The organism is Pseudomonas abieticivorans, from assembly GCF_023509015.1.
Classification (GTDB): Bacteria; Pseudomonadota; Gammaproteobacteria; order Pseudomonadales; family Pseudomonadaceae; genus Aquipseudomonas; species Aquipseudomonas abieticivorans.
Genome location: NZ_CP094975.1, coordinates 79,402 through 93,494, shown reverse-complemented (window position 1 = coordinate 93,494; position 14,093 = coordinate 79,402). Strand labels below are relative to the sequence as shown.

The 14,093-nt window shown below is 64.0% G+C and carries 16 protein-coding genes; 9 read left to right on the top strand and 7 right to left on the bottom strand.

From position 1 onward, the window contains the following. Positions 1 to 15: 15 nt before the first annotated feature. From modC to modA, 3 genes are read right to left on the bottom strand one after another with little or no spacing between them, the layout of a single operon-like run. Positions 16 to 1,104 carry a molybdenum ABC transporter ATP-binding protein gene (gene modC, locus L9B60_RS00395; protein ID WP_249675016.1) on the bottom strand — a complete coding sequence of 363 codons (1,089 nt, stop codon included), beginning with the start codon at positions 1,102 to 1,104 and terminating at the stop codon, positions 16 to 18. A gap of 2 nt (positions 1,105 to 1,106) precedes the next feature. Next, the gene (gene modB, locus L9B60_RS00390) at positions 1,107 to 1,787 is read right to left on the bottom strand and encodes a molybdate ABC transporter permease subunit (RefSeq protein WP_249675013.1); all 681 of its coding nucleotides are present in this window, start codon (positions 1,785 to 1,787) and stop codon (positions 1,107 to 1,109) included. Next, positions 1,787 to 2,542: a molybdate ABC transporter substrate-binding protein gene (gene modA / locus L9B60_RS00385; protein ID WP_249675010.1), complete on the bottom strand. Its 756-nt coding sequence runs from the start codon at positions 2,540 to 2,542 to the stop codon at positions 1,787 to 1,789. The genes modB and modA overlap by 1 nt, the downstream gene beginning before the upstream one ends. A gap of 172 nt (positions 2,543 to 2,714) precedes the next feature. Between modA and acuR the strand changes: the two genes are divergently transcribed. Together acuR and acuI are read left to right on the top strand one after the other, a co-directional pair. Beyond that, positions 2,715 to 3,356, top strand: coding sequence for an acrylate utilization transcriptional regulator AcuR (gene acuR / locus L9B60_RS00380; protein ID WP_249675008.1), 642 nt, complete (start codon positions 2,715 to 2,717; stop codon positions 3,354 to 3,356). Positions 3,357 to 3,413: 57 nt separating this feature from the next. Then, on the top strand, positions 3,414 to 4,397 hold the full coding sequence (gene acuI / locus L9B60_RS00375; RefSeq protein WP_249675007.1) for an acrylyl-CoA reductase (NADPH): 984 nt from the start codon (positions 3,414 to 3,416) through the stop codon (positions 4,395 to 4,397). A gap of 17 nt (positions 4,398 to 4,414) precedes the next feature. Here acuI and alkB read toward each other — a convergent pair whose 3' ends face one another. From alkB to L9B60_RS00360, 3 genes are read right to left on the bottom strand one after another with little or no spacing between them, the layout of a single operon-like run. After that, positions 4,415 to 5,071 carry a DNA oxidative demethylase AlkB gene (gene alkB / locus L9B60_RS00370; protein WP_249675006.1) on the bottom strand — a complete coding sequence of 219 codons (657 nt, stop codon included), beginning with the start codon at positions 5,069 to 5,071 and terminating at the stop codon, positions 4,415 to 4,417. Positions 5,072 to 5,086: 15 nt separating this feature from the next. Further along, positions 5,087 to 5,251 carry a hypothetical protein gene (locus L9B60_RS00365; RefSeq protein WP_249675005.1) on the bottom strand — a complete coding sequence of 55 codons (165 nt, stop codon included), beginning with the start codon at positions 5,249 to 5,251 and terminating at the stop codon, positions 5,087 to 5,089. 30 nt (positions 5,252 to 5,281) lie between these two features. Next, positions 5,282 to 5,584, bottom strand: coding sequence for a DUF1883 domain-containing protein (locus tag L9B60_RS00360; protein ID WP_249675004.1), 303 nt, complete (start codon positions 5,582 to 5,584; stop codon positions 5,282 to 5,284). A 155-nt stretch (positions 5,585 to 5,739) separates the two neighbouring features. Here L9B60_RS00360 and L9B60_RS00355 point away from each other — a divergent pair, with 155 nt between their 5' ends. Continuing rightward, complete coding sequence (locus L9B60_RS00355) at positions 5,740 to 6,090, top strand: hypothetical protein (protein ID WP_249675003.1); 351 nt, start codon at positions 5,740 to 5,742, stop codon at positions 6,088 to 6,090. Between the two features lies 1 nt (position 6,091). Here the strand turns inward: L9B60_RS00355 and L9B60_RS00350 are convergent, their stop codons facing one another. Continuing rightward, positions 6,092 to 6,373, bottom strand: coding sequence for a hypothetical protein (locus tag L9B60_RS00350; RefSeq protein ID WP_249675002.1), 282 nt, complete (start codon positions 6,371 to 6,373; stop codon positions 6,092 to 6,094). A 210-nt stretch (positions 6,374 to 6,583) separates the two neighbouring features. Here L9B60_RS00350 and galU point away from each other — a divergent pair, with 210 nt between their 5' ends. The 6 genes from galU to L9B60_RS00320 all read left to right on the top strand — a co-directional run bounded on the left by galU (position 6,584) and on the right by L9B60_RS00320 (position 13,978). After that, positions 6,584 to 7,423, top strand: a complete 840-nt coding sequence (gene galU, locus L9B60_RS00345; protein WP_249675000.1) for a UTP--glucose-1-phosphate uridylyltransferase GalU — start codon at positions 6,584 to 6,586, stop codon at positions 7,421 to 7,423. A gap of 144 nt (positions 7,424 to 7,567) precedes the next feature. Next, entirely contained in the window at positions 7,568 to 8,926 is a 1,359-nt protein-coding gene (gene gorA / locus L9B60_RS00340) for a glutathione-disulfide reductase (protein WP_249674998.1), read from the top strand. Between the two features lie 307 nt (positions 8,927 to 9,233). Next, positions 9,234 to 9,722: a fimbrial protein gene (locus L9B60_RS00335; RefSeq protein WP_249674996.1), complete on the top strand. Its 489-nt coding sequence runs from the start codon at positions 9,234 to 9,236 to the stop codon at positions 9,720 to 9,722. A gap of 54 nt (positions 9,723 to 9,776) precedes the next feature. After that, a complete protein-coding gene (locus tag L9B60_RS00330; protein ID WP_249674994.1) occupies positions 9,777 to 10,514 on the top strand; it encodes a fimbrial biogenesis chaperone in 738 nt (245 codons plus the stop codon). Then, positions 10,511 to 12,964: a fimbria/pilus outer membrane usher protein gene (locus L9B60_RS00325; protein ID WP_249674992.1), complete on the top strand. Its 2,454-nt coding sequence runs from the start codon at positions 10,511 to 10,513 to the stop codon at positions 12,962 to 12,964. The genes L9B60_RS00330 and L9B60_RS00325 overlap by 4 nt, the downstream gene beginning before the upstream one ends. A 15-nt stretch (positions 12,965 to 12,979) precedes the next feature. Then, complete coding sequence (locus tag L9B60_RS00320; RefSeq protein ID WP_249674990.1) at positions 12,980 to 13,978, top strand: fimbrial protein; 999 nt, start codon at positions 12,980 to 12,982, stop codon at positions 13,976 to 13,978. Positions 13,979 to 14,093: the final 115 nt, after the last annotated feature.

The window sequence follows — 14,093 nt, the reverse complement described above, 5'->3', positions numbered from 1 at the left end:
GCGGGCACGCGGGGTTCAGGCCAGCACGGCCACCGACTTGATCTGCGCCCACAGTCGCTGGCCCGCTGCAATCTGCAGTTGGTCGGCGGAAAACCGCGTGATGCGGGCCAGCAACGGGGTGCCGTCGGCGTCCAGGCTGATCAGCACATGGGCGCTGTTATCGGCCAGGCGCTGCGCGAGCACCGTCACCGGCAGGCGGTTGAGGATGCTGCTGGCGCTTTCGGCGCCGGTGCTCAAGCTGACATCGCGCGCCTGCACCTTGACGCGCAGGCGGCTGCCCTGGGCGACTGGCGCATGGGCAAGGCGCATGTACAGGTTGCTTTCGGGCAACTTGAGGCTGAGCAACTGGTAGCTGGGGTCGTAGCCGCAGACCCGGCCCTCGATGACCACGCCCGCGTCATCGTCCATGGCCAGGGGCAGGTCCAGGCGCCCCAGGGTTTCGCCGATCGGGCCGCTGGCCTGTACCCGCCCGCCGTCCAGCAACACCAGGTGATCGGCCAGCCGGGCCACTTCGTCCTGGGCGTGGCTGACATACACCACCGGGATCTCCAGTTCGTCATGCAGGCGCTCGAGGTAGGGCAGGATTTCGCGCTTGCGCTGGGCATCGAGGGCGGCCAGTGGTTCGTCCATCAACAGCAATTGCGGGCTGGTCAACAGCGCCCGGGCAATGCCGGCGCGCTGGCGTTCGCCACCCGACAGGTGCTTGGGGCGCCGGTCCAGCAGGTGGCCGATGCCCAGCAGTTCGCACGCCTGTTGCAGTTGCACCTTGCGCTGGGTGCGCGGGATACGCCGCCAGCCGAATTCCAGGTTGCGGCGCACCGATAGGTGGGCGAACAGGCTGGCTTCCTGGAACACGTAGCCGATGGGCCGCTGGTGGGGCGGCACGAACACCCCCCGTGCGCTGTCTTGCCAGACCTGGCCGCCCACTTCGATGTAGCCTGTGGCGGCGGTTTCAAGGCCTGCCAGGCAACGCAGGCAGGTGGTTTTGCCCGAGCCCGACTGGCCAAACAGCGCGCTGACGCCACGCCCGGGCAGCTGTAGGTCGACGTCCAGGCTGAACTCGCCAAAGTCGCGCGCAAGGCGTGCATGAATCGGTGATGCCACAGTCAGCTCCAACCGGCCTTGCGCGGCTGGGTGGTGTACAGCGCCAGCAGCACGATAAAGGAAAACACCAGCATGGCCGCAGCCAACCAGTGGGCATTGAGGTACTCCATGGCTTCGACATGATCATAGATCTGCACCGACACCACGCGGGTCTTGTCGGGGATATTGCCACCGATCATCAGCACCACGCCGAACTCGCCCACGGTATGGGCAAAGCCCAGGATGCAGGCGGTGATAAAACCGGGGCGGGCCAGCGGCACCACCACGTTGAAGAAGGTGTCCCAGGGGCCGGCGCGCAAGGTCGCCGCCACCTCCAGCGGGCGTTGGCCCACGGCGGTGAAGGCGCCTTGCAGCGGTTGCACCACGAAGGGCATCGAATAGATCACTGAACCGATCACTAGCCCCGTGAAGCTGAACGTCAGAGTGCCCAGGCCAAGGGCCTGCGTGGCCTGGCCGATAAAGCCGTGGGGGCCCAGCGCCAGCAGCAGGTAAAAACCGATTACCGTGGGCGGCAGCACCAGTGGCAGGGCGACGATGGCCCCCACCGGCCCGCGCAGGCGCGAGCGGGTGCGGGCCAACCACCAGGCAATGGGCGTGCCGACGATCAGCAGGATCAGGACGGTGAGGCTGGCCAGTTTCAGCGTCAGCCAGATGGCCGACGCATCACTTGCATTGAGTGGCATCAGAGCTCGTAGCCGTACGACTTGATCACGGCCGCAGCCTTAGGGCCCTTCAGGTAGGCCACCAGCGCCTTGGCCGCTGCGCTGTCCTTGCCTTTGCTGAGGATCACCGCGTCCTGCTTGATCGGGTCATGCAGGTTGGCCGGTACGATCCAGGCCGAGCCGCTGGTGACCTTGCCGTCCTTGTAGATCTGCGACAGAGCGACAAAGCCCAACTCGGCATTGCCGGTGGAGACGAACTGGTAGGCCTGGGTGATGTTCTGGCCTTCGACGATCTTGGCTTTGGTGGCCTCGGTCAACTTGAGTTTGTCCAGTACCTGGGTGGCCGCCAGGCCATAGGGCGCCGCTTTCGGGTTGGCGATGGACAGGTGCTGGTATTCGTTGGCCTTGAGCACGGCGCCCTTGTCGTCGACGTAACCTTGCTTGGCCGACCACAACGCCAGGGTGCCCACCGCGTAGGTGAAGCGCGAGCCCTTGACCGTGTCGCCTTCGCTTTCAAGCTTGGCCGGGGTGGTGTCGTCGGCAGCCAGGAACACCTCGAACGGCGCGCCGTTCTTGATCTGGGTGTAGAACTGCCCGGTGGCGCCGTAGGAGGCGACCAATTTATGCCCGGTGTCTTTCTCAAAGTCGGCGGCGATCGCCTGGATGGGCGCGGTGAAGTTGGCGGCCACGGCCACCTGCACTTCATCGGCCTGGGCGTTGAAGGCCATGGCAGCGAACAGGCCGAGCAGGGCGAGGCGGGGGGTAGTAAAGGTCATGAACAGCGGCTCCTTGAGATGTTTTCGTTATGAAGCCAAATATATAGCGAGCCGATACAGGTTGAACAGTAGCGCTTTGCAGATCATGCCGTGGCGCCGGCGAATTGATCCGCGAAAAGCCCACCGACGAAAGCCATTGACAGCCAAACCGATCAGTCTAATATCTACCCCCATGACCACCCAGACCCCCACCCCCCGCAAACCCGGCCGCCCACCCAAAGTCCCGCGCGAGCAATACGACACGCGCGAACTGTTGGTGCGTTGCGGCACCGAGATCCTCACCGAGCAAGGCTTCAGTGCCACTGGCATCGACATGATCCTCAAGCGGGTCGGGGTGCCGAAGGGCTCGTTCTATCACTATTTTGCCAGCAAGGACGCCTACGGGCGGGCCCTGCTCGATAACTACGCCGACTACTTCGCCCGCAAGCTGGACCGCTGGCTGCTCGATGAAAGCATGTCGCCGTTGGAGCGCGTGCTGGCGTTCTCCGAGGACGCCCAGGTGGGCATGGCCAAGTACGAGTTCAAGCGCGGCTGCCTGGTGGGCAACCTGGGCCAGGAAATCACCGTGTTGCCCGAGGGCTATCGCGAGGCCATCGAGGCGGTGTTCCTCAGTTGGCAGCAACGCCTGAGCACGTGCCTGAAAGCGGCGCAAACGGCCGGCGACATTCCCAAGGGCGCCAACTGCGACGAGCTGGCGGCGTTCTTCTGGATCGGCTGGGAAGGCGCGGTGCTGCGGGCGCGGCTGCTGCGCAACGCGCAACCGATGCGCACTTTTGTCAGCGGTTTTTTGAAAACGGCATTCTTCAGCTGCTGAAAGGCAGCTTTTTTTTACCCATTTATAGACGATCGGTCTAAATAGAGAGAGGTCTTTATGTTCAACGGCATTCTTATCGAAAAAGACGACAACGGTTACCACGCGGCCCTCAAGGCCATCGACGACGCGCAACTGCCAAGCGGCGACGTGACCGTGCGGGTGGCCTACAGCACCCTGAACTTCAAGGACGGTTTGGCGATCACCGGCAGTGGGCCGGTGGTACGCCAGTTCCCGATGGTGGCTGGCATTGACCTGGCGGGCACGGTGGAGCACAGCACCCACCCCGACTACCGCATCGGCGATGCGGTGATCCTCAACGGTTGGGGGCTGGGCGAGGGCCACTGGGGTGGGCTTGCGCAGCGGGCGCGGGTCGATGGCAACTGGCTGATCCCCCAGCCTGAAGGCTTTACCCCTGCCCAGGCCATGGCCATCGGCACGGCCGGCTATACGGCCATGCTCTGCATCATGGCCCTTGAGCGCCAGGGGGTGCGACCGGAGCACGGCGAGGTACTGGTGACCGGGGCCAATGGCGGCGTGGGCAGCTTTGCCATCGCGCTGCTGGCACGCCTGGGTTACCGGGTGGTGGCCTCGACCGGGCGGGTGGCCGAGCACGACTACCTCAAGCGCCTGGGTGCCAGCGAGGTGATCGACCGCGCCAGCTTGTCTGAGCCTGGCAAGCCGCTGGCCAAGGAGCGCTGGGCCGGCGCTGTGGACTCGGTGGGCAGCCACACGTTGGTCAACGTGCTGGCCAGCACCCGCTACCTGGGCGCCGTCGCCGCCTGTGGCCTGGCCCAGGGCATGGACTTGCCGGGCAGCGTGGCGCCGTTCATTTTGCGCGGGGTAGCGTTGCTGGGCATCGACAGCGTCAAGCGGCCCAAGGCGGACCGCGTAGAGGCGTGGCAACGCTTGAGCCAGGACCTGGACCGCGACGTGTTGGCGTTGATTACCCGCGAGATTGGTCTGGGCGAAGTGGTACAGGCCGCCGGGCACTTGATGGCCGGGCAGGTGCGCGGCAGGGTGGTGGTGGATGTGAATCGGTAGGCGCGCAGGTGCGCAGCTCAACCGGCCTTGCGCAAGGTGAAGTTGATCCGCTGCGCGCCCATCACCGCATGCGTGCCCTGGGCAAGTGGCAACACCCCATGGTAACGCAAGCGGTCCACGCCGCCCCACACCACCACGTCGCCGTGCAGCAGCGGCACCCGCAGTGGTCGGTCGCCGCGGGCGTGGCCGCCGAATTGGAACACAGCCGGCAACCCCAGCGAGACCGACACCACCGGTGCCTCAAGGTCGCGCTCGTTCTTGTCCTGGTGCAGCGACATCTTTGCCCCAGGCAGGTAACGGTTGATCAGGCAGGCATCGGGGTCGAAATCGGCAAAGCCGGCGGCGCTGGCCGCGGCAATGCCCAGTTCGCGAATCACAATAGGCAGGCCTGGCCAGGGCAGGCCGGTGCGCGGGTCCAACGGGCTGTAGCGGTAACCGTGGGTGTCGGTGGTCCAGCCCAAGGCGCCGCAGTTGCTCAGCGCCACCGACATGGTAAAGCCACCGGGGGTGACCATACGCCGAAACGGCGCGGCCTTGAGCACCTCGCGCAGCGGTGCCAACACGCCTTCGACCCAGGGCAGGGCGAAACCACGTAGCACCCAGGCCTGGGTACCGAGGGCCTCGATGCGCGGGGGTTGGGCGGTATCGGTGTCGCTGAACAGGTCCGGGGTCATGGCGGCAGGCGCAGGTTACAGCGCCTTGCTGACGGTGATGTCGGTGATGCTGGCGGCATCATCGCCATGGATTTTTTCAAGCGCGGCGCGGGCTTCTTCCAGCGTGCCTTCGGTCAATTGCGCGAAATCCCAACGGCGTTCGCCGTCGATCTTGTATTTGATGACATACTTGGTGGTCACGGGGGCGTACCTGTCAAAAATGCCGAGCCTTCAGGAGAACTTGGAAGACGAGCGGCGGACGATCTTGATCGTGTGGGTAAAGGCCGGCTTGCGCACGGCAGGCTGTGGCTTGGTGCCTGCGGTGTCGATGGTAATGTTCCAGAAACCGGTGCTGGGTGCGGTGATCTTTGCCGGGAAGGTGTCGAACGCGCCGCCGTGATAGGAGTGCCGACCGCCGTTCTTGAAGCTGCGGAAGTTGGCGTCGCTCATCAGGCGAATGTTGCAGCGCTGGGAACACACGATGACGACCAGGTCGTCTTCGTTGAGGTGTTCGCGCTGGTGTACGAATTTCATGTCTTTCTCCGGGAAGCATCACTGGCAAATCAAAACGATAGCACGATGGCACGGGCGGTTGCCGCGTTTCCTGCGCGGCGACACGATAAATCTGCCATCACTGAGGAGCAAAGCGTATTTTACGTTGTCAGAGCTTTTTTCGATCGGAGGTGTCTATGAAGTGGCCGCTGTTGGCGATGGCTGTGTTGTTGAGCGGGTGTGCGAGCGTGGCCGAGATAGAGAAAAGCCCCGAAACCATGAGCGTGATGTCTGGCAAAGACCCCAAGGATTACGCCGACTGCCTGGTCGGGGCCCTGGCGGCCAGCCGCAAGCCGTCGACCGTTGAACCGTTGCACGATGGTTACCGGGTGATCGTGCCGCAAAAGCTGAGCTCGGACCCTGCCGCGGTGATTTACATCGAGAAGCGTTCCAGTGGCAGCACGATCAAGGTCCACGAGCGCATTTCCAACATGCCGCTGCGCCCCCATGACGTTCAACGTGCCGCCACCAAGTGCATTTCCGGCTGAGTTACTTGCACATCACCGTGACGCTGCGGCTTTTGTAGTTGCCGATGTCGGCCCCCAGGGTCTTGTCGCTGGGTTTGGGCTGGGGCGTGCCGTCGGTGCCGATGATGTCGTAGTCACCGCCGTCGCACGAGGCCTGGGCCTTCTGGTAGCAACTGTCCCAGGACATGGCCTGGCCTGAACAGTCGATGTCCAGGCCCTGTTTGCCGTTTTTCAGCACTGTGGGTGAGGCCGTCGCGCAGCCGCCAAGGGCCAGGACAGCGAGCACTGCTAGGGTTTTATGCATGGTTGCATCTTCGAAAAAAGGGAGAGGAAATAACGCCTGAGCACTGGCGCTTGGCGCAATGTAACTTAATATTCAATACGCAGTGGAACTATCCAGCGCAGGAATTTTCTATTCTGCATTCGATCGGCCGGGCGCGGGGCATTGTAAGGTGGCCGCCGCCTGATTAGACTGCGCCGAATCTCGTAAGCACAGCCCTTTGTAAGGACTCATATGATCAAGAAATGCTTGTTCCCAGCAGCCGGTTACGGCACTCGCTTTCTGCCAGCGACCAAAGCCATGCCCAAGGAAATGCTGCCGGTGGTCAACAAGCCACTGATCCAATACGGCGTCGAAGAGGCACTGGAAGCCGGTCTGAGCCAAATCTCCATCGTCACCGGCCGCGGCAAGCGTGCCCTGGAAGACCACTTCGACATCAGCTACGAGTTGGAAAACCAGATCAAGGGCACCGACAAGGAAAAATACCTGGTCGGCATCCGCAAACTGCTCGATGAGTGCTCGTTCTCCTACACCCGTCAAACCGAGATGAAAGGCCTGGGCCACGCGATCCTGACCGGCCGCCCGTTGATCGGCGACGAACCCTTCGCCGTGGTGCTGGCAGACGACCTGTGCGTCAACCTGGAAGGTGACGGCGTACTGGCGCAGATGGTCAAGCTGTACAACCAGTTCCGCTGCTCGATCGTCGCCATCCAGGAAGTCGACCCCTCGGAGACCAACAAGTACGGCGTGATCGCCGGCGAGATGATCCGCGACGACATCTACCGCGTGAACAGCATGGTTGAAAAACCAGCCCCCGAAGACGCACCGTCGAACCTGGCCATCATCGGCCGCTACATCCTGACCCCGGACATCTTCGACCTGATCGAACAAACCGAGCCAGGCAAGGGTGGCGAGATCCAGATCACCGACGCCCTGATGAAACAGGCGCAGAACGGTTGCGTGCTGGCCTACAAGTTCAAGGGCCAGCGTTTTGACTGCGGCGGCGCCGAAGGTTACATCGACGCCACCAACTTCTGCTTCGAGAACTTCTACAAGACTGGCAAGGCTTACTGATAAGTCTGCTGTCCTTGGGGTACTGAACGCCGCTACTCTTCGGAGAGCGGCGTTTTTGTTTGTATGACTTGAGGGCCTCCTCGCGTAGGAATCATGTCTTGTAGGAGCGGATTCATCCGCGAAAAGGCCAGTGGAGATCTTTGAATGAACTACGATTTCGACCTTTTTGTCATCGGCGCCGGTTCCGGCGGCGTGCGCGCGGCGCGTTTTGCCGCAGGTTTCGGCGCCAAGGTGGCGGTGGCTGAAAGCCGCTACCTGGGCGGCACGTGCGTGAACGTTGGCTGCGTGCCGAAAAAGCTGCTGGTGTACGGCGCGCATTTCGCCGAAGACTTCGAGCAAGCGCACGGCTTTGGCTGGACCTTGGGCGAGGCCCAGTTCGACTGGCCCACCCTGATCGCCAACAAGAACCGCGAGATCGAGCGCCTCAATGGCATCTATCGCAACTTGTTGGTCAGCAGTGGCGTCAAGCTGCTGGAAGGGCACGCACGCTTCGTCGATGCCCATCACGTGGAAGTCGATGGCCAGCGCTACAGCGCCGAGCGCGTGTTGATCGCCACTGGTGGCTGGCCGCAGATCCCCGACATTCCGGGCCGCGAGCACGCCATCACCTCCAACGAGGCATTCTTCCTTGAGCAACTGCCCAAGCGTGTGCTGGTGGTGGGGGGCGGGTACATCGCCGTCGAATTTGCCGGCATCTTCCACGGCCTGGGCGCACAGACCACCTTGCTGTACCGCCGCGAGCTGTTCTTGCGCGGCTTCGACGGCTCGGTGCGCAAGCACCTGGCCGAAGAGCTGACCAAGCGCGGCCTGGACCTGCAGTTCAATGCCGACATCGCACGCATCGACAAGCAAGCCGACGGCAGCCTGCTGGCCACCCTCAAGGATGGTCGCACGCTCAGCGCCGACTGCATCTTCTACGCCACCGGCCGGCGCCCGATGCTGGACAACCTGGGCCTGGAAAACACCGGCGTGGCGTTGAACAAGGACGGCTTCATCCAGGTGGACGAGCAGTTCCAGACCAGCGACCCGTCGATCCTGGCGTTGGGCGACGTGATCGGCCGCGTGCAATTGACGCCGGTGGCCCTGGCCGAAGGCATGGCCGTGGCGCGCCGCTTGTTCAAGCCCGAGCAGTACCGCCCGGTGGACTACCAGCACATCCCGACGGCGGTGTTCAGCCTACCCAACATTGGCACCGTGGGCTTGAGCGAAGAACAGGCCCGTGAGCAAGGCCACGACGTGCAGGTGTTCGAAAGCCGCTTCCGGCCGATGAAACTGACCCTGACCGAGTGTCAGGAACGCACGCTCATGAAGTTGGTGGTGGACGCCAAGACCGACAAGGTACTGGGTTGCCACATGGTCGGCCCGGACGCCGGCGAGATCGTCCAAGGCTTGGCCGTGGCCCTGAAGGCCGGCGCCACCAAGCAACTGTTCGATGAGACCATCGGTGTGCACCCCACTGCCGCGGAAGAATTCGTGACCATGCGGACGCCCGTCGACCGCTAATCAATTCAAGGGTCACGGTTGGATCCCCTTTAACAACTTGTAAGGCCCGTACTAGACGCTTTGCATGGGGTTGGCGGGGATTTTTTTTCGGCTTCGGAAATGGCTTATTTCCCCCAATTAAACGTTTCTGTACTACGCCAGCCTACAACTTTTCCGACATTATTTTCCCTGCCTCTACCCCCATACTGCGCCGGCGCTGAACCTCAGTGCCCGGTCGAGGCATCGTCTCGCCGGTTATTGTTTTGCCTTGCAAAGGATTCTAGAAATGAAACGGATCGTACTTTCTGCCGCGTTGGCTGTGTCATTTATGACAGTATTTACAGGTGCGAACGCGGCCGACGGTCAAATCGATTTCGATGGCCACATTAAAGCCAACACCTGCAAGATCAACGACGACAAGCCGAACTTCACCGTGGACCTGCCCCACGTCTCGATGAATGCGTTCTCGCAGGCCAGCCCAACAACCGGGCGCACGCCGTTCCAACTGAACCTGACCGAATGCACCCCGGAAACCGGGAGCGTGTACACCTATTTCGAGCCAGGCCCTACCGTCAATCCGCTTACTGGCCGCTTGATCGTGGACGCCGGCGGCGCCCAGAACGTGGAAGTGGGCCTGCTTAACGACCGGCATGGCCCGATCGATGCCAGCAAGGCGGCCGGCAGCCAGAATTCGCAGTTGGTGGCCGTGTCGGGCGGCAATGCCACGCTCGATTACTTTGCCGAATACGCCGCCACCGGCGCCGTGACGCCGGGCCTGGTGAAAACCCGCGTGCAATACACGCTGATCTTCCCATAAGCCCCAGGGGCAGCCGCGCCGCGGCCAGGCTGCCCACCGCTCCAGGACATTCCCATGAAGTCTTTCTTGCTGCGCTCTTTAGGGGCGCTTCTGGCGTGCCTGTGGCTGGGCACCGCCCAGGCCAGCGTGATCATTTCGGCGACGCGGGTGATTTATCCGGCGCAAGAGCGCGAAGTCACCGTGCAACTGAGCAACCAGGGGCGCACGCCGGCCCTGGTGCAGGCCTGGTTGGATACCGGTGACGCCAGCGCCGAACCCCATGCCACCCAGGTGCCGTTCAGTATCAGCCCGGCGATGTTTCGCCTGGACCCCGACAAAGGCCAGGCCCTGCGCCTGATTCATTCGCGCGAACCGTTGCCCAACGATCGCGAAAGCCTGTTCTGGCTCAACGTGCTGGAGATTCCGCCGCGCCTGGGCGCCGAGGAGGCCGGCGGCAACCATTTGCAGATGGCCATCCGGCAACGCATCAAGGTGATGTTCCGCCCCGCAGGCCTGCCCGGTAGCGCGGTGCAAGCTTTGCAGGGCGTGCAGTGGACCCTGCTGCGTGAAGGTCGCGGCTGGCAACTGCAGGCCGACAACCGCTCGCCGTTCTACGTCAATCTGGGCGAGGTAAACCTGGTGCTGGGTGCACGTAGCTACGCCGCCGGGGCGGGGTTTGTAGCGCCTTTCGGGCAGCAGCGTTTTGCCGTGGAGGGCGCCGAGGGGCTGCAGCCGGACCAGGCGCAGGTGAGCGTCATCGCCATCAATGACCACGGCGCCGGCGTGCCGTTGCGCCAGGCGCTGTCGCGGTGACAGAGCGTTTTGTGCCGGCGGCGATGATGTGCTGTGGCGTGTTGGCGATGCCCTTCGCGGGCGCTGAGCCGGTGGAGTTCGAGTCCGGGTTTTTGCCCGGTGAGGTCGACCTCAGCGCGTACGAACGTGGTCAAACCCTGTTGCCGGGCCAGTACCGCCTGGACCTGTACGTCAATGCTGAGCCCCGCGGCCGGTTGGACGTGCGCATTGCCCGGGATCCCGATGGCGGGCCTGCCCAGGTCTGCATCACGCACGCGTTGCTGCAGGCTGCGCAAGTGGACCTGGACCACGTGGCGCCGGCGATTGTGCAACGCCTCAACGTGCCGGATGGGTGCGTGGGCGTGACCGCGATCAACCCGCACGCCAGGGCGCGGGCAGACCTGGCGACCCTGCGCCTGGACCTGGACATTGCCCAGTCGATCCTGCTGCGCCTGGCTCGGGGCTCGGTAGACCCCAGCCGGTGGGATTCGGGCGTAAACGCAGGGTTTGCCGATTACAACCTCAACCTGTTCAGTTTCGATGCTGCAGGCCAGGCGCGTCAGGTGCAAGGGTATGCCGGCGTGTCGATGGGCTTTAATCACGGTGATTGGCACTGGCGCCATCAGGGCGCCTGGAGCGGCAGCGACCAGGACGGCGGGCGCTATCAGCACCAGGCCACCTACGTGCAACGCGAATTGGGTGAATGGGCGGCGCAGGCATTGCTGGGGCGAACCCGCAGCCAGGGCGAATTGCTCGATTCGGTCGGCTTCAGCGGCCTGCAACTGAACAGTGACGACCGTATGTTGCCGGCCTCCCAGCGTGGTTTCGCGCCGGTGGTGCGCGGCATGGCCACCAGCAACGCCAAGGTGTCGATACGCCAGAACGGCGTGCTGCTGCAGGAACTGCTGGTAGCCCCCGGGGAATTTGTGATCGATGACCTGTACGCCAGCGGTTTTGGCGGCGACCTGGAGGTTAGCGTGCTGGAGGCCGACGGCAGCGTGCGCCGCTTCAGCGTGCCGTATTCGGTCACGCCCCTGGCCTTGCGCGAAGGCGCCCGGCGCTACAGCGCGGTGCTGGGCCGGGTCGACGAAGCCGAACTCGACGATGGGCCGCTGTTTGCCCAAGGCACCTGGCAGCACGGCGTGAGCAATACATGGACCGCCTACACCGGCAGCACCTTGAGCCAAGGCTACTACGCCGGGCTCTTGGGCACCGCGCTGAACAGTTCGGTTGGTGCCTTTGGCCTTGACCTGACCCAAGCCCGCAGCGAGCTTGCGCGTGGGGTACAAGGCCAGCGTTGGCGGCTGAACTACGCCTGGCAATTGCCGGGCACGGCGGCCCGGTTGTCGGCCTCAAGCTATTGGCATTCCAGCGCCGGTTACCACGACTTTCGCACCGCCTTGCTGGAGCGCCAATCAGCCGGGCGTGGTGCGGCCTGGCAGCCACGCAGCGGTACTCAACTGGGCCTGGGCCAGCACCTGGGGGACGATTACGGCCACCTGCAAGTGTCGGCGGTCAGTACCCGCTACTGGCAGCGCGCCGGCCAATCGTTGAACTATACGCTGAGCTATAGCAACCGCTACCAGCACCTGGGTTACGGGCTGGCCCTGAGCCGCGAGCGCGATGACCAAGGCCGGGCCGACAGCCGCCTGCAATTGACCTTGAGCCTACCGCTGGGTGGTAACCGAGGCAGCTTGAGCAGCAGCCTTGTGCGTGACAACCAGGGGCGCAGCCAGTGGCAAGCGGGGTACAGCGTGGGTGACGAGCAGCGCAGCCTGGGCTTGAACACCAGCGCCCAACGTGACCCGCAGGGCGCCAGCCGCAGTGTCAGTGGCCATGGCACCTGGCGCGCCGCGCAAGGCCAATGGAGCGCCGGGCTGGGCGGCGGCGACGGTGCCAGTCAGGCATCTGTGGGGCTGCGCGGCGCGCTGGTGGCCCATGGCGGTGGGGTAACGTTCGCCCAGCCGCTCTCGGAAACGTTCGCGATCGTCCACGCCCCCCACGCGGCGGGCGCCCGTATCGTCAATGGCAACGGCGCGCGCCTCGACGCGCGCGGCTACGGGGTGATGCCAAGCCTGATGCCCTACGGCCTGAACCGCGTGGAACTTGACCCCAAGGGCTTGCCCCAAGACGTCGAACTGCAAGTGAGCAGCCAGCACGTGGTGCCGCGCGCCGGTGCCGTGGCGCTGCTCAGCTACCCCACCTTGACTGGCCGGGCGGCGATGCTCGACGTACGGCGCAAGGACGGCACTGCGCTGCCCTTTGGCGCCAACGTACGCTCGGCCGATGGCCAACCCCTGGGCCTGGTGGGCCAGGGTAGCCGAGTGTTCGCCCGCGGCTTGGCCCCAACCGGCCAACTTACCGTGCAGTGGGGCGAGAGCGCCGCGCAGCAATGCCAGTTTGCCTACCAGTTGCCCGACCTGATTGCCGACAACGATTACCCGCTGTTGCAGGCCACGTGTGACACCTGACCCGAGACTTTGTGCATGCCCCTGTTTTTTCGCTGTATCGCCACTGCCTGCCTGCTGCCATTGGCCAGCCCTATCGCCCAGGCAGCGTGCGCCTTCTACCCCGAATACGGCCCGCAGGAGGTGGTGATGCACTTGCCTGGCGAAATCATCGTCGACAATGCAGGCCCGGTGGGCAGCGTGCTGCATACCCAGCAGGTCAATGGCTTGCCCACGTCGCTGCACTGCGAGGGCGGTGAAGTCCTGAGCGTGGGGTGGTTGACGCCGATGACAGCGGGGGGCGGCGAGGGGGTGTACGCCAGCAATCTGCCGGGCGTGGGCCTGCAATTGACCCAGTTGCCGGGCCCTGAAGAGCGGGTTACCTGGCCACCGACCACGCGCACCGTGGCCGGGGAAACCAGCGTGAGCCCGGGTTCAGGCTATTGGCTGAAGTTGATCAAGACCGGCCCCCTGTACGACGGCACGTTGGAACTCGCCGGGCTGGGTGCGCAGCGCCAGTACGGCACGCTTGCCAGCCACCGCTTGCGTTTTGCCGCAGGCCCGGTGCGCATCGTTGCGCAAAAGCCCACCTGTGAGGTGCACCCTGCCTCGCGACAGGTGCGGGTGAGCATGGGCGGGCAGGCGTTGCGCGAGTTCAAGGGCATCGGCTCCTTGGGCCCCAAGCGCGATTTCGAGCTGCGCCTGGCCTGCCGCGGCGGGGCGGGCGGGCGCCTGGGGGTGCATGTCAGCTTGACCGACGTCAATGACCCCGGCAACCGCAGCGCGGTATTGTCACTGGGCGCCGAGGCGTCTGCGGGTGGGGTGGGCCTGCAGTTGCAGCGCGCCGATGGCGGCTTGGTGCACTACGGCGCCGACAGCGCGCAACTGGGCAACCCGGGCCAGTGGCGCACCGGCTTGGTGGCCTCGGGCGAGTCCAGCCACAGCATCGCCTTGAGCGCGCGCTACATCCAGACCCAGGCGCAGGTCACGCCCGGCACGGCGCCGGCGCGGGCGACGTTTACCCTGGCCTATGACTGATAGAAGGATTTCGTCTATTTATAACCTCCCTTCATAGCCAAAACCAATCGTGTGCATCAGGTTTGCCAATGAGCATTTGTCATCCTGGTTGGCTAGGATTGCCCCATCACTTTTA

Coding starts and splice junctions, on each gene's coding strand:
- modB (WP_249675013.1), bottom strand. CDS start 1,787: ATGCCACTCAATGCAAGTGATGCGTCGGCCATCTGGCTGACGCTGAAA.
- L9B60_RS00320 (WP_249674990.1), top strand. CDS start 12,980: ATGCCCCTGTTTTTTCGCTGTATCGCCACTGCCTGCCTGCTGCCATTG.
- acuR (WP_249675008.1), top strand. CDS start 2,715: ATGACCACCCAGACCCCCACCCCCCGCAAACCCGGCCGCCCACCCAAA.
- alkB (WP_249675006.1), bottom strand. CDS start 5,071: ATGACCCCGGACCTGTTCAGCGACACCGATACCGCCCAACCCCCGCGC.
- L9B60_RS00335 (WP_249674996.1), top strand. CDS start 9,234: ATGACAGTATTTACAGGTGCGAACGCGGCCGACGGTCAAATCGATTTC.
- L9B60_RS00355 (WP_249675003.1), top strand. CDS start 5,740: ATGAAGTGGCCGCTGTTGGCGATGGCTGTGTTGTTGAGCGGGTGTGCG.
- modA (WP_249675010.1), bottom strand. CDS start 2,542: ATGACCTTTACTACCCCCCGCCTCGCCCTGCTCGGCCTGTTCGCTGCC.
- L9B60_RS00350 (WP_249675002.1), bottom strand. CDS start 6,373: ATGCATAAAACCCTAGCAGTGCTCGCTGTCCTGGCCCTTGGCGGCTGC.
- L9B60_RS00360 (WP_249675004.1), bottom strand. CDS start 5,584: ATGAAATTCGTACACCAGCGCGAACACCTCAACGAAGACGACCTGGTC.
- galU (WP_249675000.1), top strand. CDS start 6,584: ATGATCAAGAAATGCTTGTTCCCAGCAGCCGGTTACGGCACTCGCTTT.
- gorA (WP_249674998.1), top strand. CDS start 7,568: ATGAACTACGATTTCGACCTTTTTGTCATCGGCGCCGGTTCCGGCGGC.
- acuI (WP_249675007.1), top strand. CDS start 3,414: ATGTTCAACGGCATTCTTATCGAAAAAGACGACAACGGTTACCACGCG.
- L9B60_RS00330 (WP_249674994.1), top strand. CDS start 9,777: ATGAAGTCTTTCTTGCTGCGCTCTTTAGGGGCGCTTCTGGCGTGCCTG.